This window comes from Shewanella sp. W3-18-1, assembly GCF_000015185.1.
GTDB classification, from domain to species: domain Bacteria; phylum Pseudomonadota; class Gammaproteobacteria; order Enterobacterales; family Shewanellaceae; genus Shewanella; species Shewanella putrefaciens.
Map to the genome: position 1 here is coordinate 1222039 of NC_008750.1, position 20556 is coordinate 1242594.

Consider the following 20556-nt stretch of genomic DNA (forward strand, 5'->3'; position numbering starts at 1 on the left):
AGGTAGATTTTCCGTATCAGTTTGAAGTACAACTCTTTATCAATTTGTCCACTTTAGTGAAAAGATAGGTCTTTGTCATCATTATCTGCTCTTTATCTATTGTCCTTAATTGCAGTATACTTACGCGCGTAATTCAAGGTCATTAATTAAGGAATGGGTCACGTGAATCCAATTGTAAAGAGTTTTGAGTATGGTCAACATACAGTCACCCTGGAAACAGGCGTTATAGCGCGTCAAGCTGATGCCGCTGTGTTAGCAAGTATGGGTGACACAACAGTGTTAGTCACTGTTGTTGGTAAAAAAGAAGCCGAAGCCGGTCGTGATTTTTTCCCTCTGACTGTTAACTATCAAGAAAAAACCTACGCAGCAGGTAAAATTCCTGGCGGTTTCTTTAAGCGTGAGGGTCGTCCTTCAGAAGATGAGACATTAATTGCTCGTCTTATTGACCGCCCAATTCGTCCTCTTTTCCCTAATGGTTTCAAAAACGAAGTTCAAGTTATCATCACAGTTGTATCTGTCGACCCACAAATTGAGCCAGATATCATCTCTATGATTGGTACTTCTGCTGCATTGGCCATTTCTGGTATCCCGTTTAGCGGTCCTTTGGGCGCAGCTCGTGTCGGTTATATCAATGGTGAATATGTATTGAACCCAACAGTGGCTCAAATTGAAACGAGCCAATTGAACTTAGTGGTTGCTGGTACAGCAAGTGCAGTGTTAATGGTGGAATCAGAAGCCCAAGCATTACCAGAAGAAGTGATGTTAGGTTCTGTTGTTTATGGTCACGATCAACAACAAGTGGTTATTAACGCGATTGCTGAGTTTAAAGCTGAAGCGGGTAAACCAATGTGGGATTGGACTGCGCCAGTGCAAGATGAAACGCTTGTTGCTCAAATTAAAGAGTTGGCTGAAGCGGGTTTAGGCGATGCGTATAAAATCCAAGTTAAGCAAGATCGTTATGCTCAAGTTGCTGTAGTTAAAGCTGCAACGAAAGAAGCGTTATTAGCAAGCAATCCAAATATTGATTTACGTGAAGTAGACAATTTACTGGGCAGCTTAGAGAAGAAAGTCGTTCGTGGTCGTATTATTCGTGGCGAGCCGCGTATCGATGGTCGTGAACCCGATATGATCCGTGCGTTAAGTGTATTAGCGGGCGTATTGCCACGTACTCACGGTAGCGCCTTGTTCACTCGCGGCGAAACCCAAGCCTTAGTAACTTGTACTTTAGGTACTGAACGTGATGCACAGAAGATCGATAGCATCATGGGTGAGCGCACTAATCGTTTTATGTTGCACTATAACTTCCCTCCTTACTCTGTTGGTGAAACCGGCATGGTGGGTTCACCTAAGCGCCGCGAAATCGGTCATGGAAAGTTAGCATGGCGTGGTATTAACGCTGTGATGCCATCGGCAGAAGAATTTCCATACAGCGTGCGCGTTGTATCTGAAATTACTGAATCTAATGGTTCAAGTTCTATGGCGTCTGTCTGTGGTACTTCCCTTGCGCTGATGGATGCGGGTGTACCTATCAAGACTTCTGTAGCGGGTATTGCTATGGGCCTTGTAAAAGAAGGCGATGATTTTGTCGTACTTTCAGACATCTTAGGTGATGAAGATCATTTAGGTGATATGGACTTTAAAGTGGCGGGTACCCGTGGTGGTATTACTGCACTGCAAATGGATATCAAGATCGAAGGTATCACCAAAGAAATTATGGAAATTGCACTACAACAAGCCTATGGCGCACGTGTGCATATTCTAAATGTGATGGATCAAGCGATTGGTTCGCACCGTGATGATATTTCTGATCATGCTCCACGTATCACTACAATCAAAATTAACCCAGAGAAAATCCGTGATGTTATCGGTAAAGGTGGCGCAGTTATTCGTGCTCTGACCGAAGAAACTGGCACTACGATTGAGCTGGAAGATGATGGTACGGTAAGAATTGCCTCTTCAAATGGTGAAGCGACCAAAGAAGCTATCCGCCGTATTGAAGAAATCACTTCAGAAGTCGAAGTGGGCCGTATCTATAATGGTAAAGTGATCCGTATCGTTGATTTCGGTGCATTCGTGAACATTCTGCCGGGCAAAGATGGTTTAGTACACATTTCACAAATCAGTGATGAACGTGTGGCTAACGTGTCTGATCACCTTGAACTTAACCAAGAAGTTGCTGTTAAGGTAATGGAAGTGGATCGTCAAGGTCGTGTACGCTTGTCAATCAAAGAAGCACAAACGAAAGAAGCTGCAGCAGAATAACTGAGCCATAGGCTCAATATTCCATGTGCTTTTAAGTGATTGCATAGAAAGGAGATCAATTGATCTCCTTTTTCTTGGGTCGAATTTAATATAATTGTGATTAATGCTATTCGTTAATAGAAGTCCTCTGGTGGGATTGCTATGATGAATACTCTTCTGCATGTGTTGGGAATCTAAAAAGGTAGAAATGGATGAGTCTTAAAATTAGAACCGCTGTTGTTGCTGTGCTGGCGGGTGCCAGCCTGATGTTGGCTGGATGTGCGACGACCACTCAGTCCCCTTTAGATAACCACAATGATCTTGAAGGCAAGTTAGTCGTAGCGCCTGTGATGCCTGACTATAAAGTCGAGGTCACACTCGCTAAGCTTAATGAGATTTTATCTGCCGTCGAACTGACAAATGAACAGAGAGCCAGATTTCATTATGATCGCGGCGTAATATACGACAGTGTAGGTTTAAGGCTATTGGCGCGTATCGATTTTATGCAAGCACTTAAACTGCAGCCAGATCTTGCTGACGCGTATAATTTTCTTGGGATTTATTATACCCAAGAGGGCGAGTATGACAGCGCCTATGAAGCTTTCGATGGCGTATTGGAACTTGCTCCTAATTACGATTATGCCTATCTAAACCGTGGGATAGCACTTTACTATGGCGATCGAAATGCGCTGGCCATTAAAGATATGCAAGCCTTTTATGCTGGTGATAATAAAGACGGTTATCGTGCATTGTGGTTATATTTGATAGAGTCCAAAGATAATCACGAACAAGCCAAACAGCGGTTATTAGAAAATCGTAAGAATCTTGATAACGGAGTATGGTCAACGGTTATTGTCGATTATTATTTAGGACACAAGCGCCGTGATGATGTGTTTAATGCAGCCAAAGAAGGTTTAACTCATCCAAAAGAATATGCAGAGCGTTTATGTGAAGCGTATTTTTATCTTGCAAAAATGGCGATAGAGCAAAAGCAATATCAAGATGCAGCAAATTACTTACGGCTTACACTCGCGACTAATATCTATGATTTTGTTGAACACAGATATGCCCGTATTGAGCTAGCAAAAGTTAAAGGTTTGCTCGAAGACACAAAATAACCTCCTCTGCCCGGGCTCATCTCGGGCTTTGCCTAGCCAAGTGAGAACTGAGGCGCTATAATTTGCGCCTTTTTAGCGATACTAGTGCATAGGTTAATATGTCAGGCAATAAAGTAGAGGTGGATAAACGTCGCACCTTCGCGATCATATCGCACCCTGATGCCGCCCAGCCTTTCAACGCTTAAAACCACCTTTCATTGCACACCACTATCACATCTCTACGTACTGAATTTAAAGGCTTTTTGTCTTTTTCTCGTTTCTTTGCTTTTCAATGATGTTCAAGCGTAACCTCGGAAAGTGTGTACAAACTTGAGTACAAATCGCCATATTTACCGTTTTTAGCGAAATTCCATGACACAGCCCTAGCTGTAGGCCTTGTAGCGACTGGGTTTTGGCCAAAACTTACCTATATTTTTCCTGCTAAAAATCGAGAAATGATGGTAAGACGTTCGCGATTATCTCTAATTGTTTGCCGGTCGAATTGGTTAACGGTTGCTTTCCTGCTGTCCTAAAAGTTCATTTGTATGGACCTGATCTTCTGAACAAATCATGCATCTTTCTGACCATCAACAAGTGATTAATCAGGCGATGATAGCTTTACATTGATTTTCAGGAGAATGCAGATGACAGCAGTAGCGCACCAGGTAACCCCTTTTCTAACGTCTTACGAAGTGATGGCTCGTTACCACATTAGCTATACGACGCTCTGGCGAAGAATAAAAGATGGCAGCTTGCCGCAACCTCGTATCAACCGAAATACACGAAACAAGCTTTGGCACATTGAAGACTTGGAGGAGTATGAGAAGAAAGAGGACTGAGCCTCTTTCTTTTATTTTACTGTCCGAAACGCCAGTTGAATGGAAAGCCTGTCGGCTCGATGATGGTTTCTAGCTGTTGATACCAAACGTCGTAAGCATGACGCATTTCATCCAGGTACTGATATTGGTTGTAGATAGCATCCAACCCTTTTTTGCTGTGGCCAATCATCAACTCGGCAACTTCTTGCGTCGTGATGGCAGACATTCGCGTTCGCATCGTTCTGCGAAGATCATGCATAGACCAGTGTTCCATCTCAATACCAAGCGACCTGCGAGCCCAGATTTTCACATTGTTAGGAATAGTGGTATCAAAGCCATTTGTGGCAAGCTCTTCTTGTCCGTTCGCGGGAAACAAGTAAGTTGATTTGCTCATCTGCATCGCTAGTTCAATCAGCTCAATAGCAGGCCTTATCAATGGCCGCATGATCGGCGCTCCAATTTTCTCACCTTGTTTGCGGATCTCTATGGGCACTGTCCACATTGCAGATTGCAAGTCAAAGTGATGCTTTTCAGCTTGAATGAGTTCGCCCTTGCGACCGCCCAATAAGAGAAGCAGTTTTATGTAGATGCGATTCTTCTCAGTGATTTTTGACTCGTGCAAATAGCGCCAAAGTATCCTGATCTCGTTGTCATTTAGCACCCGAGTTCGTTTGCCTTTTTTACCGCCAACCTTTTTTGCTGTGATCCCAGCGGCAGCGTTAATTTCCAAAATTTGTTCATCAATCAGCCAGTCATAAAACTTGTGCAGCACAGACACCAGACGTTCTGTGTTTGAAGGGGACGACTCCGAAACCTCACGAAGACAGTTTCGCAAGGACAATTCATTGATGTCAGTTAATGGGTACTTGCCAAGTCGGGGCAGCAAATATATTTCACTGCTGCGTTTTTGGTAGTGCCACGTTTTCTCCTTTAGCCCTTGCTTACCGGCAGAGTCTATCCAGTCTCGAAAAATCGATTCGAAGCTTTGATTGGCAGAATACTTGGCCCGTTCCTGCTGTAGGTAGAGCTTGGGGTTTCTGCCCTGGTCGAGTACCGCCCTTAACCTATCCAGCTCATTCCTAGCTTCAGCAAGCTTCATAAGTGGGTAAGTACCAATGTCTACCCGCTGTTGCTTGCCATCGAAACGATAACGAAACTGAAAAACAATTTTGCCCTTGGGCGATACCCGAGCACTTAGCCCATCACGGTCGGCTTTTACTACGGTTTCTTTTGCTTCTTTATTTAACCTGGCATCGAGCCAGCTAACTGATAACGCCATGTTATAAGCCCAGCCCTAGTTTGGATTTTAATGATTGTTTACGTGATTCTTCTTTGGGTTCTGGCGCTGTACTCATAGAAGTAACTTCACCATCTGGTGCAATGCCATCCACCGGTACAGATATCGTGGATAGATTGGGTTGGCTCATGTGAATTAACCCAAAGGTGGCCAGCATCCGCAGACGCTCAGCGCGTTCCCGTGGCGGCGTCTTTTCTAATTCTTTGAGCAGTTCAGGGTGGCTCCCTGGGGGAATGTTGACGACAACTCTCATGATCAGGCCCCATAAAACCAGAAGCCTCGGACGTTCGCCAAAACAGACTGTTCCGGCACGATGATCTTGCTTCGTGAAAAAATCTCCTTGGCCGCTTCCTTATAAGCCAAGGCTCCACCCCCAGCGATCAATACCAAGTCCGCATTAATGCTTTCGTCGCGCATAGATTGGCGCATGGCTGTGAGAGCAATAGGCGCTACCTTTTTCGTGGCAGCATTCAGATAAGGTGAAATATCGACTTTTTCTCCAAATAGCAGGACCTGCAAGTCGCCGGTTCTCATGGCTTTTTCAAGTCGATCCATTCCGACTTTGGCACCATGATCTTCTGAAATCAGCTTATCAATCGTTTCCAGTAGCACGGACATTGCCTGAAGACTGGTTCCTGATGAGCTGTAGCGAATTTCTCCGGCCTCAAGGGCAACCCAGTCAACAGAGAAGAAGCCGGGATCTATGACGACGACGCGACCTTCTTCAATCAAGCCCAAATCACCACCTGTTTGAACCAGATCCATATAGGCACCGGCAGGCTGCGGCAGCACTTTGACATCATGAACTGTGATGCTGCGCTTAGGCGTTACTTGATGGACACCTTTTAAACGCTGCACAAGGTCAGACTTACGTTGTGGTTCATGAAACTGGGAAACCGGTAATCCAGTGACAACCAAATCGATGGACTCAGTTTCAGCCATTAACAAGGCGGCATGAAAAAGCGCCTTATAGGTTTTTGTGGTCGGATATTCCGGGTGAAGCTCTCGTTCCCAGCCTTGAAGGCGTCCAGCAGGCACACCAGCGGCCCAACGCTCATTATCGACAGATACATACAAACAAGTTTCATCATCGCCTCCACCGATACGCTCTGGCATACGATCCGCAGGACCGGCACCCGCAGGCAGAATAATGGTTTTCGGTTCACTGCCTGATTGGCCAATTGCCAGCTTCAGGTTTGAGTAACCGATATCTACGCCTAGTACAAACATACTTATCTCCTGTGCACTCAAAGTGCTCTAACGGTTTTCAATCAACCGCACTGGCCACGCTTGGGCATTTCCAAGTGCTCTGGCGGTTCACTCAAATGTCATTATCAGGATTCGGTGCATTGGCGGTGGGCAGAAAGGTGACAAATCCTTTCATCTATCTGCCTATTGCATTTTCGCAAAAGTATGAGAATAGGCGCTGTTTGGCGGCGGATGACTGAGCCAAAAAAATCGAGACGCCAAACGTCGTTTGCATTCTGGCCTGAACTCGCCAAACGGTTTGTATCTTCATGACGATACGTCTTTTTAGGCGTTTTTAAGTGAAATCGGGCTGTATCCCTTGTCAGGTATGGGATTGCGCGAGTTGATTTATATCGAGACGCCAAACAGTGATTGTGACGGTAGTTTTACGTTTGGCGTTTCGATCCAAAAGCCAAACGGATAGTGGTTTTGGCTTTTGGGGTTAATTGGGTGAGGAAATTGGTTTGGTAGAAATCGTCAATGAACAATGGAAAGCAGAGGTATCAGATTTACTTCAGCAAGAAACGGACAGGCTAAAAGCACTGGCAAGAGCTGAAGTTGATGACTTTTGGGTTACCCATTACAAGGTTCGAGAGAATGAGCCCTTTAAAGATTGGGGCCTGCTTGGTGTCCGTATCAGAGACTTTAAGTATGGCTTTGGCATAGAGTGGTACATCAACAGTTTTCACGGTCAACGAGGCAAGCGCGTGGTCTTTAGTAAGGGACTGCGTATTTCAAAGACGAAGCTGAGATACGCATTTTTGGACTGCCAAGGTCTAGCCAAAGAATGGGAGTTAGCGCTGGCCATGGAGAAAGAAGAATTCTTCAGTGATGTTCGACGCCAAGTAGATAAGCTCAACATGCTGCGTCGCAGAGTGAATGCCTATTGAGTTAACTGCGCTACTTCACTCTCGGCAACTGGTCCCAGCGTGTTGTGTAGGCGGGAGACAAATGCTCTCGCTTCATCGACCAATCTTTCTTCGTACCTTGTCCAGCAAAGAAAACCTTTCCGGCACCGCTTTGGTTAATGGTGTCCAATACAGACATTAACTGTTGGCTATTAGAGCGGGTCGATACGTCATCGAATAGTCCTGGTTGAAACATGCTAGGATCGTAAAAGTCAGACAGCATGACGCCCGCTTTGGCATAACGAAAACCATCCTTCCAAATTCGCTTGAGTAAGTGATTGGCCAGCTCGATAAAATCCCGCGTATCGCAACTGGGGATCAGTAACTCACCGGATGCGGAATTGCTGTACTGCGGCTCGTTGTCCTTAAAGGGGCTGGTTCGTATGAACACGGTCATCACTTTGGCTTGCTGCTGTTCTTTGCGTAGCTTCTCCGTGGCGCGGGTTGCGTATTCGCATACGGCCTCACGTAACAATTCAAATTGCGTTACTTTTGCGCCAAATGAACGGCTACAGACGATTTGCTTCTTAGTTGGCGGGATCTCTTCAAGTTCAATGCACGACTCACCATTGAGCTCTCTGACGGTTCTTTCTAAAACCACCGAAAACTGGTCTCTGATGGCTCTAGGAGAGGCATTGGCGAGGTCTAAGGCTGTGGTGATACCCAACGTATTTAAACGCTTAGAAAGCCGTCTACCAACGCCCCAAACATCATCAACCGGAACTAATGCGAGCAATCGACGTTGCCGTTCTGGATTGGTCAGGTCTACAACGCCCTGAGTGGCTGGATACTTTTTAGCGGCATGGTTTGCCAGTTTGGCGAGTGTTTTAGTCGGTGCAATCCCTACACAGACGGTGATCCCAATCCAGTGGCCTATGCGCTCTCGCACTTGTTGTCCGAACTCGACAAGAGATATGGCAGACTCAATACCGGTTAAGTCCAAAAACGCTTCGTCAATGGAGTAAACCTCTACTCGTGGTGCCATCTCTTCCAAAGTGCGCATCACTCGACTACTTAAATCTGCATACAGCGCATAGTTGGACGAGAATGCCAAAATACCATTGCGCTGCATTTCAGCTTTTATTTGAAAAACGGGTACGCCCATTTTAATACCGAGTAACTTAGCTTCACGCGAGCGTGCAACCACGCAGCCGTCATTGTTGGACAGCACCACAACCGGCGTATCTTTTAAATCAGGACGAAACAGCTTCTCACAACTGGCGTAAAAGTTGTTGCAGTCCACCAAGGCAAATACAGGCATGGGCTAGTCACGACTTGCGGCGCATGTTTCGCACCACATTGGTAACCACGCCAAATATCTCTAACTCTGTCCCTTCAGGAATATGGATGGGCTCATACGCTTGGTTTCTTGGGATCAACTTGACGCACGGCCTTAGTTGAAGCTCCTTTACCGTGAGTTCACCATGGATACCCGCGATGACAATGTCACCGTGTTCGGCTTGGACAGAGCGATCAACCACCAAAATATCATCTGGGTGAATCCCGGCATCAATCATTGAATCACCTTCAACACGCACAAAGAACGTTGCAGCCGGTCGCTTGATGCACAGCTCGTTAAGGTCGAGCGTTTGCTCAACATAATCCTGCGCTGGTGAGGGAAAACCAGCAGAAACACGTTCCATAAACAATGGAATACGAAGGCGCTTGGCTTTGATGAAGGCAAGTGCGCCGCTACGGCCTATCAGCGAGACACTCATGACGAACCTCGAAAAATCACAATTAGTACTGTTTGTTTATACAGTATCTAATGCTATGCTGATTTCTACAAGTAAAATTGTAGGTAAAACTGTAGTTGTTCGAGTAAGACGTTGTGTCGTGGGTGATTTCTTTTTTGTGATGAAAAACTAGATGTGGGGATTGCTCGCGCTCGCCAAAGCCTGCAAGGCTTGGACAATACTGCTTCTGCCTACTGCTCTTGTTTCTGTTACTGATCCTGTTACTGCTACTGGTTAACGCATGGGTCAAGTAACCGTCAAACAAGGCTTGTTGAACCCTTTGCAAAGGGTTTAAAAACAGTTAGTAAAATTCTGCTTCGTATTGAATTTACTGGCTTAAAGCGAAGTCAGGAGCATCATTAAAATGCTCAGTCGAACTCAGTTAAAGCCTTTTTCAACCGTTTGAAAAGGGGTTGGCTAAGCCATACGTAAAGGGTATCGGTAAGGGTTACCTAAACGGTTTAGCTAAGGCTTTCTGAAAGGCTTAGTCAAAGCCTTCATACATAGGTTCACCCAGTAGAAAGATTAAAAAAACGCTGAGGTATCCAAGGTGCATTTTGTACAACCTGTGGCACAGTTAAATAACCCAAAGCGAACAATAGAATTGAAGAGGAACCATCAATGACAAGAGCCCCTGCGCCATTTCCGCTAGAGCGCCTCGCGGATATCCCAGAAAGACCAGAAGATTTTAGATTGCTGGAGCGTATTCCATTAACGCGTGAGCCGCAGACTTGGCCACTTGAACTTTCTCCTGTGGTCGGTGATGAACGGCCAATGGTGCTGCTCGATACAGAGACAACCGGACTGTCTGCCGATGACGAGTCCATTATTGAGCTTGGTATGGTTAAGGTGCTTTACAGCCCCTCTGCTAAGCGGATTGTGTCGATTGTTGATGTGATCAGCCTGTATGAAGATCCCGGCAAGCCAATCCCCGAGCTGATTACCGAGTTAACCGGTATTACCGATGATATGGTTCAAGGCCAGCACATTGATGATTCACTGGTAGCGAGTTGGTTATCCGATGATCCGCTGGTGGTTGCACACAATGCGCAGTTTGATCGTCCTTTCTTTGAAAAGCGGTTTGCTGCATTAGGACATCTATCTTGGGCCTGTTCAGCCAGTGGCATAGATTGGAAGGCGCTGGGTTTTGAAAGTCGAAAGCTTGAGTACCTGCTGCTTCGCTTAGGTTGGTTTTATGAAGGACACCGAGCTGCAACTGATTGTTTCGCGATGGCCTGGTTGTTCCATTTGTTGCCCGAGTCCGTTGCAAACTTGTTGTCTGAAGCAGACAGGCGAACTGTGTTAGTTCGTGCGTTTGGTGCGCCGTTTGACGTAAAGGACTATTTGAAAGAGCGTGGTTACCGCTGGCATGACGGTGTTAAAGGTGCCAACAAACATTGGTGGCGCGAAATCAGCGAAGACGAGTTGCCGCAGGAACAAACTTACCTGGATGATTTGTATCATCGTGGCTCAGAACATGCCCACTATGACTACAAAGATGCCCGTAATCGATTTAAAGCTTTGTAGCTCTCTACAAGGTAAGCCTTGCATATTTGAAAACCTCTGGAAAATGGAAAGTGAACTCATGGTTTAACCAACAAGAGGAATCTTTCCATGTACCAAGACACCTACATTGAATACTGGGGCGAAATCTTCGTCTCTGCCCGCATCATTGAATTTGGCATCACGTTCGAGCGCTTTCTTAAAGATCCATGGAAGCACTTGATGTCTTGTGGCCAAGAGTCTGCACCAGACGCGATTGCTGAAGGGATGCTGCCATTGCTGCCTGCCCAGGCAGAAGTTGCCAGGCGCGTTCGAGAGAGTGAGCAACGAGTCCTGATGTCTACAGAGTCGGACAAAGGGGGATCTCAGCGCGGTAACATCGTGGTGTCACTGGTTCGGGTAGCGCATTGATTGATAGCAACTATCATCGATGGCACCAAACAAGGTCTTCACGCCCATACCTGAGCGGCAATTGCAATCCAGATCAAAAAGTTGCCGCTTAGTCTTCCCTACAAAATAATTTGTGATAGGATGATACCTAATAAAATTAATTAGGTTGAAGCCTATTCAGTGTTTTATGACCATCTGTCCAGCTTCAACCGTTAGAGATTGCTAAGTCATTGCGGATTAAGAGCAGCATTGAGTGACACTATTCAATGTGATTACGCCATGACGGTCCTTACTTTATAAGCAGAGTATTAAGAATCTGGTTGAATTGGATAAACAAGACGCATGACAAATGATGGTCTGAAACAAACGGTAGTGGCGAAGTCAGATAGGCTTTCGCAGATAGCGCAGTTGCCACAAGCAACCAGGGATCGCATTGCCCACATCGATTTCACCTTATTGTTTAAGGGAGAAGCGGTACGGGCGGATTTAGTCGATCGCTTCAGCATAGCCGCTGCACAAGCAACGAAAGACTTCACAATGTACCGAGAGCTTGCACCAGGCAACATTGAGTATGACCAAAAGCTCAAATTGCATAAGCGTGGTGAAGCTTTTGCCCCATTGTTCGAGTACGACGTTGTGAGAACACTGGCAACCATTAGCCAAGGGTACGGTGATGGCTTCACTGGCAAGGTAAAACCACCCCTTGCTTGTGAAGCGCCTTATCACCTCAACAAGCCGAGTTTATCGATAGTGGCGAAAGTCACCGAGGCCATAAACAAAGGCAAAGCCTTGAGCATCACCTATGTGTCGTTATCGAGCGGTGAAACAACGCGTGAAATTGTACCGCATACGCTGGTGGACAATGGCCTGCGTTGGCATGTTCGTGGTTTTGACCGCAAGCATGGTGAGTTCCGTGACTTTGTATTGACCCGCATTAAAGCTGCGGTTGTGCTTGAAGATTCCACTTTGTCTGAAACGGAGCTCGAAACCCAAGACCGGCAATGGAACAGATTTGTAGAGCTTGAGTTAGTGCCACACCCACGTATTGAGCACAGCGAAGCGATAGAGCTGGACTATGGCATGACGGGTGGCGTTCTAAAGGTTGAGATTAGAGCAGCAACCGCTGGCTATTTGCTACGCCAATGGCATGTGGATTGTTCTACGGAACACTCATTAATGGGCTTTGAGTATCAGCTTTGGTTGCGTAACAGCCAGGCTCTTTATGGTGTCACAAACTTAAGTATTGCGCCGGGTAGAACAAGTTAATCGAACGATGTAGCGACCATTGAGACGTTACATAAAGAACAGAATTTTAAATTTATAGTGAAGCCGTTGCAGCAACCTAGTGGGGTGCAACCAACACTGAACAGGAAAAGAAAATGGATCATAGTGTACATAACAAGCTCATCTCATTTATTTGGAATATTGCCGACGACTGTTTACGGGATGTGTACGTTCGCGGTAAGTACCGTGATGTGATTTTACCTATGGTGGTATTACGACGTTTAGATACGTTACTTGAACCCACCAAAGAAGCGGTGCTTGAAGAGGTAAAGTTCCAAAAAGAAGAGATGCAAGCCACGGAGCTTGATGATGAACCATTGAAGGCGGCCAGTGGCTATGTCTTTTACAATACATCTAAATGGACGCTGAAATCCCTATTCAACACCGCAACAAATAACCAACAGATATTACTCGCCAACTTTGAAGAGTACCTGCTTGGCTTTAGCGATAATGTTAAAGAGATCATTGAATGCTTTAACCTTAAATCGCAAATTCGTCACATGGCCTCAAAGCAAGTCCTTCTTGATGTCGTCGAAAAGTTTGTTTCCCCTTACATCAATTTAACTCATGAAACGGTCGAAGACCCGGATGGCAACAAGATGCCAGCCCTTACTAACCTGGGTATGGGTTATGTGTTCGAAGAGTTGATCCGCAAGTTCAACGAAGAAAACAATGAAGAAGCAGGCGAACACTTTACGCCACGTGAAGTTATTGAACTGATGACGCACCTGGTGTTTGACCCTGTGAAAGACCAGTTGCCGCTTACCATGACAGTATATGATCCTGCGTGTGGTAGTGGTGGTATGTTGACTGAATCTCAAAACTTCATTGAAGAGAAATACCCTAACGACAGCCGTGATGTTTACCTTTACGGCAAAGAGATCAACGACGAGACCTACGCGATTTGTAAATCGGACATGATGATCAAAGGCAACAACCCTGAGAACATCAAAGTAGGCTCAACCTTGTCTACCGATGAGTTCGCGGCTTCACGCTTTGACTTTATGTTGTCTAACCCGCCATATGGTAAGAGTTGGGCGTCTGAACAGAAGCACATTAAAGACGGCAGTGATGTGATTGACCCGCGTTTTAAGGTTAGCCTGAAAGACTATTGGGGAAATCTCGAAGTGGTGGATGCCACGCCACGTTCAAGTGATGGCCAGCTGCTCTTCTTAATGGAAATGGTCAACAAGATGAAAGATCCAAGCGTAAGCCCATTAGGCAGCCGGATTGCTTCTGTTCATAATGGCTCATCGCTCTTTACCGGTGATGCGGGCGGTGGCGAAAGTAACATTCGTCGCTTCATCATTGAAAACGACATGCTAGATGCCATCGTTCAGTTACCTAATAACCTGTTCTATAACACCGGCATTACCACTTACATTTGGGTGTTGAACAACAATAAACCCGAGGCACGTAAAGGTAAGGTGCAACTGATTGATGCTAGCTTGCTATACCGTAAGTTGCGTAAGAACTTAGGTAACAAAAACTGCGAATTTGCGCCTGCGCACATCACGGAAATTACCGATACTTACCTCGCGTGTGTGGGCGTTGAAAGAGCACTTGATGCAAACAATGATCCTGTTGGCATAGCCAGCAAAGTGTTTAGCAATGACGACTTTGGCTATTACAAAGTCACTATCGAGCGCCCAGACCGCCGAAGAGCCAAGTTCACTCAAGACGCAATAGCCCCACTGCGTTTTGATAAGCAGCTTAGTGAAGTGATGGAGTACGTGTACGCAGAGCACGGCGAACGTGTTTACGAAAAAACTGGCTATGGTACTGAAAAGAAAAAGAGCTTCTTGAAATCCATTGAGAAAGACATTCTTTCTTGGTGTGAAGATAACGACATCAGTCTCAATGCCAAAGCTAAAGCAAAACTGCTCGATGTGAAACATTGGCTGGCGCTTAAAGCATTGCTTGAAACGGCAGAAACGCTGATGGCTGACATCGGTAGCATTGAATTTGATGACTTCAATAGTTTTAAAACCCAAGTTGATAAATCGCTAAAAGCCCATGCTATTAAGCTTTCAGCACCTGAGAAAAATGCCATCCTGAACGCGGTGAGCTGGTATGACGAAACCGCCAAGAAAGTGGTGAAAAAGATCGTTAAATTAACGGGTGATAAATTAAACGACCTGCTGGAGCGCTATGAGTGTGAAGTCGCTGACCTGCCAGATTTTGGTTATTACCCCGTTCCTACAACAGAAGGCGGCAAAAAAGGCGAGTTCATTACTTACGAGACCAACTCAGACCTGCGTGACACAGAATCTGTCCCACTGAAGCAAAGCATTTACCTGTACTTCCTAGACGAAGTGAAGCCTCATGTTGATGAAGCATGGATAAACCTAGATACGGTAAAAATTGGCTATGAAATCAGCTTCAATAAGTATTTCTACCGTCATAAACCGCTGCGTAGTTTAGAGGAGGTCGCAACCGATATTATCAACCTAGAACAAAAAGCCGAAGGTCTTATTGCGCAGATATTGGGCGTCGCAGTAGAAAAGGTTCAGGGGTAAGCAGTTATGATAAATATTGCTGAAATGCCTAAATATCAAACTTACAAGGACTCTACCGAGGGCTGGATTGGTGATGTACCGGAACACTGGGATATTAGAAAGTTAAAGCATCTCTTTTATGAAAAGAAGCATCGGCCAAATATGAGCTTGAATAGCGGTGCTATTAGTTTTGGAAAAGTTGTTACAAAAGATGATGAAAAGATATTACTGAGCACTAAAGCCTCTTATCAGGAGGTATTATCTGGTGAGTTTTTAATAAATCCGTTAAATCTAAATTACGACTTGATTAGTTTGAGAATTGCTCTTTCAGAAATCGATGTGGTTGTTAGTGCAGGATATATCGTCATTAAAGAAAAGGAAGAACTGCAAAAGCAGTATTTCAAATATCTTTTGCACAGATACGATGTTGCTTACATGAAGCTATTGGGTTCAGGGGTACGACAAACAATTAGTTTTAACCATATTGCGAATAGCTTGCTGGTATTTCCACCTCTAGAAGAACAATCCCTTATTGCCAACTACCTCGAAAAGAAAACAGCACAAGTAGACGAAGCTATAGCTATCAAAGAACAGCAAATTAGCCTGCTTAAAGAGCGTAAGCAGATCATCATCCAACAGGCGGTGACCCAAGGGCTTGACCCCAATGTGCCAATGAAAGACTCCGGTGTGGATTGGATTGGTAAGGTTCCAGCGCATTGGGAAGTCCGTCGTAGCAAGTTTGTATTTACTCAAAGAAAAGAGCGGGCTTGGAAAGATGACGTACAGCTTTCTGCAACTCAAGCTTATGGTGTTATACCGCAAGACCAGTATGAAGAGTTAACGGGTAAACGCGTTGTCAAAATTCAGTTTCATTTAGATAAAAGAAAGCACGTCGAAAAGGACGACTTTGTAATCAGCATGAGAAGTTTCCAAGGCGGCTTAGAGCGTGCCTGGTCGCAAGGATGTATCCGGTCCTCCTATGTAGTCCTGAGAGCATTAGATGAAATTGATCCTTCTTTCTATGGGTATTTATTAAAGCTACCCTCTTACATCGCAGCTTTGCAGCAGACAGCAAGTTTCATTAGAGATGGTCAAGACCTAAATTTTGACAACTTTTCAAAGGTTGACTTGTTTATTCCGCCCATTGAAGAGCAAAAAGAAATAGCTAACTACGTCAGCGCTTTTATGAAGTCTTCTGATGAAGGCATTGAGTTGCTATTTGCACAAATCGAAAAGCTCAAAGAATACAAAACCTCCCTGATCAACAGCGCCGTGACAGGGAAAATAAAAATCACCCCAGAAATGATTGAGCAATAGGACGCGATTATGTTCACGGTAAATCATCAAACCAACAGAATCAGTCCTGTTAGGACAAAGAAGTTCAGTGAGTTGGGCTTTACAGAGCGCAAGCATCTTCAGGAATGGTTGGCACACGAGCCTTCCGCACTGGGTGAAGAGCTACTGATTATTCAAAAGGAGTTTGATGGCTTTGATGATACCCGTGAACGCCTAGATTTACTGGCACTGGATAAAGATGGCAACTTGGTCATTATTGAAAACAAGCTGGACGACAGTGGCCGAGATGTGGTGTGGCAGGCGCTTAAATATGCCTCGTACTGTGCAAGTTTAACCAAAGCGCAAATAGTTGAAATTTACCAGCAGTACTTAGACCGCTATGAGCCTGTAGCAGGAGAGGTTGACCTGTTAAATACCCCTTCAAGTGCTTCGGCGAGAATATGTGAGTTTTTGGATGCGCCCGATCTCGATGAGTTAAAACTCAACCTGGGTAACAGCCAGCGCATTATGTTGGTTGCGGCAAACTTTCGCAAGGAAGTGACCAGCACAGCGCTATGGTTATTGGGTCAAGGCATTAGCATTGCCTGCTTCAAAATCACTCCTTATTCACTGGGTGAACAGCTACTGATTAATATTGACCAGATCATCCCAACGCCAGAAGCGAAAGAGTTGATGATCGGTATTAATGCTAAGGAAGCGGAAGAAAAAACCACCGAAGTGGTACTAAAAAACCGCCATACCGTGCGTCGCGAGTACTGGGAGCGTGCCTTAGAGGCGTTTCAGAAAAGCTCTTGCCAACTCTATAACAATATTAGCCCAAGCAAAGATCATTGGTTATCAGCAGGCTCAGGGCTAAGTGGGTGTCCGTATAACCTGATATTTCTGCAAAAAGAGCTTCGAGTAGAGCTTTGGATCAGCCGTGGGGTTACCGAAGAGAATAAATACCTTTTTGATTTGTTGAGTCAGTCCAAACAAGACATTGAGCATACTTTTGGTGCAGAACTTGAGTGGATGAGACTGGATGAGAAGAAATCTTGCCGTATCCAGTTTTCGACCAAAGCTGATGGGTTTAACAAAGAGACTTGGCCCCAAGCGGTTGCGTGGCACTTAGAGCAGATGACAAAGTTAGAAAAAGCCTTGAAAGGACCGCTGCAAAAAGCGGCTGAGGCAATGAAACAGAAGAATTTTGATTAAGGGAACTTACAATTATGGTCAGTCAAACCAATGAACAAGCATTAGAGTCGGCCATTGAGAAATGTCTGGCTGGGATCAGTACTGAAGAGCTCAAAGAGGGGCTGAGTCAGCAGTCACTGGGTGCTGGATACTTCATTGGTGCTGCTAGTGACTTTAATATGCAATATGCCATTGATGAGCGTTTTTTCTGGCAGTTTCTGCAAAAGACACAAGAAGAAGAGTTGGCCAAACTGCAAAAGAACAACCCCTCAGATTGGCAGCGTAAGTTACTTGAACGATTTGACCGACTGATTAAGAAGCATGGCATTCTGCATTTACTTAAGAAAGGGCTAAGCGTAGACGATGCTCATTTCAATTTGCTCTATCCAGCCCCTTTGGCGAGCAGTAGTGAGAAGGTAAAGCAAAACTTTGCAGACAATGTGTTTAGTTGTACTCGCCAAGTGCGCTATTCCATGGCAAATCCCCTACAAGAAATCGACATGGTATTGTTTATCAACGGAATACCATTGATAACGCTGGAGTTGAAGAACGCATGGACGGGGCAAACAGCACGTTATCACGGCCAAAAGCAGTATCGAGATGATCGAGATGCAACGCAAGCCTTGCTGACCTTTGGCCGCTGCCTAGTGCATATGGCGGTCGATACCGACGAAGTGTATATGACCACCAAGTTATCAGGTGGCAGTACCTTCTTCTTGCCGTTCAATAAAGGACACAATCTTGGACAGGGTAATCCACCTAACCCAACTGGCCATAAAACGGCATACCTATGGCAAGAAGTATTCACTAAAGAAAGCTTGGCGAATATTATTCAGCATTTTGTGCGTCTGGATGGGTCAAGCAAAGATCCATTACCAAAGCGAACCTTATTCTTTCCTCGATACCACCAATTGGATGTGGTGAGAAAATTGGTAGACCATGCCGCCCAGCACGGTGTCGGTCAGACTTACTTAATTCAACACTCTGCCGGGTCAGGTAAGTCTAATTCGATTACCTGGGCTGCTTATCAGTTAATTGAAACCTATCCTGCATCGTCTGATGTGGCCGGTGGAAAAAGCCTGGAGCAGCCGTTGTTTGACTCTGTGATTGTGGTCACCGATAGACGCCTATTGGACAAGCAGCTGCGGGATAACATTAAAGAGTTTTCTGAAGTAAAGAACATTATTGCCCCGGCGAACAAGTCATCTGAGCTTAAGCAGGCGCTGGAGAATGGCAAAAAGATCATTATAACGACGATTCAGAAATTCCCGTTCATTATTGATGGTATCGCCGATCTTAGTGACAAGCGCTTTGCGGTGATCATCGATGAAGCACACAGCTCACAGTCTGGTTCGGCGCATGACAATATGAACCGAGCGATGGGCAAGTCTGAAATCGAAGAGGCAGAAGATGCTCAGGATAAAATCCTTCAGGCGATGAAATCGCGCAAGATGCGCGGGAATGCATCGTATCTGGCATTTACAGCGACACCAAAAAACAGCACTTTGGAGAAATTTGGTCAACGCCAAGAAGATGGCTCTTTCAAGCCGTTTCACTTGTATTCGATGAAACAAGCCATTGAAGAAGGCTTCATCTTGGATGTGCTGGCAAATTATACGACGTACAAAAGTTATTATGAGATTGAGAAATCAATCGCTGATAACCCTGAGTTTGATACCAAAAAGGCGCAGAAAAAACTCAGAGCTTATGTAGAGCGAAGCCAGCAAACGATTGATACCAAGGCAGAGATTATGCTGGAGCATTTTGTTCCACATGTCGTGAATGCGAAAAAGCTCAAAGGTAAAGGTAAGGGAATGGTGGTCACTCAAAATATTGAGACGGCCATTCGATACTACAAAGCGATTAGGCGGATACTTGAGGAGCAAGGAAACCCGTTTAAAGTTGCCATTGCTTTCTCAGGAATCAAAGAAGTTGACGGTATTGAATATACCGAAGCGGATATTAATGGTTTTGCCGAGTCAGATACCAAAGATATGTTTGATACCGATGAGTATCGACTTTTAGTGGTTGCGAACAAGTATCTGACAGGCTTTGACCAGCCTAAGCTTTGCGCCATGTATGTGGACAAGAAGCTCGCCAGTGTCTTGTGTGTACAGACATTATCTCGTCTCAATCGAAGTGCGCCAAAATGGGGTAAAAAAACTGAAGACTTGTTTGTTTTAGATTTTTTCAACTCGGTTGAAGATATTCAGTCAGCATTCGATCCTTTCTACACAGCAACTTCATTGTCCCAAGCTACAGATATAAACGTACTGCACGAGTTGAAAGATGAAATGGACGATGTCGGTGTGTACGAGTGGTATGAGGTTGAAGACTTTGTGACGCGTTATTTCAAGAATGAAGACGCCCAAACACTCAGCCCAATCATTGATGTTGCAGCAGCCCGGTTCGACCATGAGCTGGAGCTTGAAGCTGAAGCTAAAGTGGACTTTAAGATTAAAGCCAAACAGTTCGTTAAAATCTATGGGCAGATGGCTTCTATCATGCCTTATGAAATGGTCAGCTGGGAAAAACTGTTTTGGTTCCTGAAGTTTTTAATACCGAAATTGAAAGTGGAAGATCCTGATGCAGATGCTATTGATGAGCTTCTTGATTCTGTCGATCTGAGTTCATACGGTTTGCAACGTGTGAAGCTTAACCACAGCATTAAACTTAGTGACCAAGAAGCGGAGCTTGATCCTCAAAATCCGAACCCACGTGGGGCGCATGGCGGTGAAAAAGAAACTGACCCGCTGGATGAAATCATTCGCACATTTAATGAGCGATGGTTCCAGGGCTGGAGTGCCACACCTGAAGAGCAAAAAGTTAAGTTTGTGAACATCGCTGAGAGTATCCGCAATCACCCAGATTTCGAATCTAAATACAAAAACAACCCAGATCCTCATAATCGAGATTTGGCTTTCGAAAAAATGCTCAAGGAAATTATGCTGCAACGCCGTAAAGATGAACTTGAGCTCTACAAGTTGTTCGCAGGAGATTCAGCATTTAAAGCGTCGTGGACGCAAAGTATGCAACGAATGGTAGGTATGTAGGTAGGAAGAAAGGA

At 45.1% G+C, this 20556-nt stretch carries 16 protein-coding genes; 11 read left to right on the forward strand and 5 right to left on the reverse strand.

Annotated features, from left to right (window positions below; translation table 11 throughout):
• Nucleotides 1-162: 162 nt before the first annotated feature.
• The 3 genes from pnp (at nucleotide 163) to SPUTW3181_RS22260 (ending at nucleotide 4177) form a co-directional block, all read left to right on the forward strand.
• On the forward strand, nucleotides 163-2262 hold the full coding sequence (gene pnp, locus SPUTW3181_RS05575; protein ID WP_011788448.1) for a polyribonucleotide nucleotidyltransferase: 2100 nt from the start codon (nucleotides 163-165) through the stop codon (nucleotides 2260-2262).
• Between the two features lie 191 nt (nucleotides 2263-2453).
• Nucleotides 2454-3359 carry a lipoprotein NlpI gene (nlpI, locus tag SPUTW3181_RS05580; RefSeq protein WP_011788449.1) on the forward strand — a complete coding sequence of 302 codons (906 nt, stop codon included), beginning with the start codon at nucleotides 2454-2456 and terminating at the stop codon, nucleotides 3357-3359.
• Nucleotides 3360-3982: 623 nt separating this feature from the next.
• Nucleotides 3983-4177 carry a helix-turn-helix transcriptional regulator gene (locus SPUTW3181_RS22260; protein WP_000127614.1) on the forward strand — a complete coding sequence of 65 codons (195 nt, stop codon included), beginning with the start codon at nucleotides 3983-3985 and terminating at the stop codon, nucleotides 4175-4177.
• A gap of 16 nt (nucleotides 4178-4193) precedes the next feature.
• Here SPUTW3181_RS22260 and SPUTW3181_RS05590 read toward each other — a convergent pair whose 3' ends face one another.
• Genes SPUTW3181_RS05590 through SPUTW3181_RS05600 form a run of 3 tightly spaced genes read right to left on the reverse strand, consistent with a single transcriptional unit; the run spans nucleotide 4194 to nucleotide 6683 of the window.
• On the reverse strand, nucleotides 4194-5435 hold the full coding sequence (locus SPUTW3181_RS05590; RefSeq protein ID WP_008305558.1) for a tyrosine-type recombinase/integrase: 1242 nt from the start codon (nucleotides 5433-5435) through the stop codon (nucleotides 4194-4196).
• A 1-nt stretch (nucleotide 5436) separates the two neighbouring features.
• Nucleotides 5437-5706 (reverse strand): hypothetical protein, encoded by a 270-nt coding sequence (locus tag SPUTW3181_RS05595; protein WP_011788450.1) that lies wholly within the window; start codon nucleotides 5704-5706, stop codon nucleotides 5437-5439.
• Between the two features lie 2 nt (nucleotides 5707-5708).
• Nucleotides 5709-6683: a ParM/StbA family protein gene (locus SPUTW3181_RS05600; RefSeq protein ID WP_011788451.1), complete on the reverse strand. Its 975-nt coding sequence runs from the start codon at nucleotides 6681-6683 to the stop codon at nucleotides 5709-5711.
• Between the two features lie 464 nt (nucleotides 6684-7147).
• On the opposite strand from SPUTW3181_RS05600, the gene mobI reads away from it, so the two are divergent.
• The gene (mobI, locus tag SPUTW3181_RS05605; protein WP_011788453.1) at nucleotides 7148-7591 is read left to right on the forward strand and encodes a conjugative transfer protein MobI(A/C); all 444 of its coding nucleotides are present in this window, start codon (nucleotides 7148-7150) and stop codon (nucleotides 7589-7591) included.
• 10 nt (nucleotides 7592-7601) lie between these two features.
• Here mobI and umuC read toward each other — a convergent pair whose 3' ends face one another.
• Entirely contained in the window at nucleotides 7602-8870 is a 1269-nt protein-coding gene (gene umuC / locus SPUTW3181_RS05610; protein WP_011788454.1) for a translesion error-prone DNA polymerase V subunit UmuC, read from the reverse strand.
• Between the two features lie 7 nt (nucleotides 8871-8877).
• The gene (gene umuD / locus SPUTW3181_RS05615; RefSeq protein ID WP_011788455.1) at nucleotides 8878-9327 is read right to left on the reverse strand and encodes a translesion error-prone DNA polymerase V autoproteolytic subunit; all 450 of its coding nucleotides are present in this window, start codon (nucleotides 9325-9327) and stop codon (nucleotides 8878-8880) included.
• Between the two features lie 639 nt (nucleotides 9328-9966).
• Here umuD and SPUTW3181_RS05620 point away from each other — a divergent pair.
• From SPUTW3181_RS05620 to SPUTW3181_RS05650, 7 genes are all read left to right on the forward strand, one after another.
• Nucleotides 9967-10872, forward strand: a complete 906-nt coding sequence (locus SPUTW3181_RS05620) for a 3'-5' exonuclease (protein ID WP_011788456.1) — start codon at nucleotides 9967-9969, stop codon at nucleotides 10870-10872.
• Between the two features lie 87 nt (nucleotides 10873-10959).
• The gene (locus tag SPUTW3181_RS05625) at nucleotides 10960-11259 is read left to right on the forward strand and encodes a hypothetical protein (RefSeq protein ID WP_011788457.1); all 300 of its coding nucleotides are present in this window, start codon (nucleotides 10960-10962) and stop codon (nucleotides 11257-11259) included.
• A 321-nt stretch (nucleotides 11260-11580) separates the two neighbouring features.
• Nucleotides 11581-12504 (forward strand): WYL domain-containing protein, encoded by a 924-nt coding sequence (locus SPUTW3181_RS05630; RefSeq protein ID WP_011788458.1) that lies wholly within the window; start codon nucleotides 11581-11583, stop codon nucleotides 12502-12504.
• A 113-nt stretch (nucleotides 12505-12617) separates the two neighbouring features.
• Nucleotides 12618-15041, forward strand: a complete 2424-nt coding sequence (locus tag SPUTW3181_RS05635; protein ID WP_011788459.1) for a type I restriction-modification system subunit M — start codon at nucleotides 12618-12620, stop codon at nucleotides 15039-15041.
• Between the two features lie 6 nt (nucleotides 15042-15047).
• On the forward strand, nucleotides 15048-16337 hold the full coding sequence (locus tag SPUTW3181_RS05640; RefSeq protein ID WP_011788460.1) for a restriction endonuclease subunit S: 1290 nt from the start codon (nucleotides 15048-15050) through the stop codon (nucleotides 16335-16337).
• A gap of 9 nt (nucleotides 16338-16346) precedes the next feature.
• Entirely contained in the window at nucleotides 16347-17510 is a 1164-nt protein-coding gene (locus SPUTW3181_RS05645; RefSeq protein WP_011788461.1) for a DUF4268 domain-containing protein, read from the forward strand.
• 14 nt (nucleotides 17511-17524) lie between these two features.
• Nucleotides 17525-20542 carry a type I restriction endonuclease subunit R gene (locus SPUTW3181_RS05650; protein WP_011788462.1) on the forward strand — a complete coding sequence of 1006 codons (3018 nt, stop codon included), beginning with the start codon at nucleotides 17525-17527 and terminating at the stop codon, nucleotides 20540-20542.
• Nucleotides 20543-20556 lie beyond the last annotated feature (14 nt).

Bases quoted from the DNA above. Each gene is read 5' to 3' on its own strand.
- umuD (WP_011788455.1), bottom strand. From the start codon at position 9,327: ATGAGTGTCTCGCTGATAGGCCGTAGCGGCGCACTTGCCTTCATCAAA.
- SPUTW3181_RS05595 (WP_011788450.1), bottom strand. From the start codon at position 5,706: ATGAGAGTTGTCGTCAACATTCCCCCAGGGAGCCACCCTGAACTGCTC.
- SPUTW3181_RS05590 (WP_008305558.1), bottom strand. From the start codon at position 5,435: ATGGCGTTATCAGTTAGCTGGCTCGATGCCAGGTTAAATAAAGAAGCA.
- SPUTW3181_RS05650 (WP_011788462.1), top strand. From the start codon at position 17,525: ATGGTCAGTCAAACCAATGAACAAGCATTAGAGTCGGCCATTGAGAAA.
- SPUTW3181_RS05630 (WP_011788458.1), top strand. From the start codon at position 11,581: ATGACAAATGATGGTCTGAAACAAACGGTAGTGGCGAAGTCAGATAGG.
- SPUTW3181_RS05620 (WP_011788456.1), top strand. From the start codon at position 9,967: ATGACAAGAGCCCCTGCGCCATTTCCGCTAGAGCGCCTCGCGGATATC.
- SPUTW3181_RS05645 (WP_011788461.1), top strand. From the start codon at position 16,347: ATGTTCACGGTAAATCATCAAACCAACAGAATCAGTCCTGTTAGGACA.
- SPUTW3181_RS05600 (WP_011788451.1), bottom strand. From the start codon at position 6,683: ATGTTTGTACTAGGCGTAGATATCGGTTACTCAAACCTGAAGCTGGCA.
- SPUTW3181_RS05640 (WP_011788460.1), top strand. From the start codon at position 15,048: ATGATAAATATTGCTGAAATGCCTAAATATCAAACTTACAAGGACTCT.
- SPUTW3181_RS05625 (WP_011788457.1), top strand. From the start codon at position 10,960: ATGTACCAAGACACCTACATTGAATACTGGGGCGAAATCTTCGTCTCT.
- SPUTW3181_RS05635 (WP_011788459.1), top strand. From the start codon at position 12,618: ATGGATCATAGTGTACATAACAAGCTCATCTCATTTATTTGGAATATT.
- umuC (WP_011788454.1), bottom strand. From the start codon at position 8,870: ATGCCTGTATTTGCCTTGGTGGACTGCAACAACTTTTACGCCAGTTGT.
- SPUTW3181_RS22260 (WP_000127614.1), top strand. From the start codon at position 3,983: ATGACAGCAGTAGCGCACCAGGTAACCCCTTTTCTAACGTCTTACGAA.
- nlpI (WP_011788449.1), top strand. From the start codon at position 2,454: ATGAGTCTTAAAATTAGAACCGCTGTTGTTGCTGTGCTGGCGGGTGCC.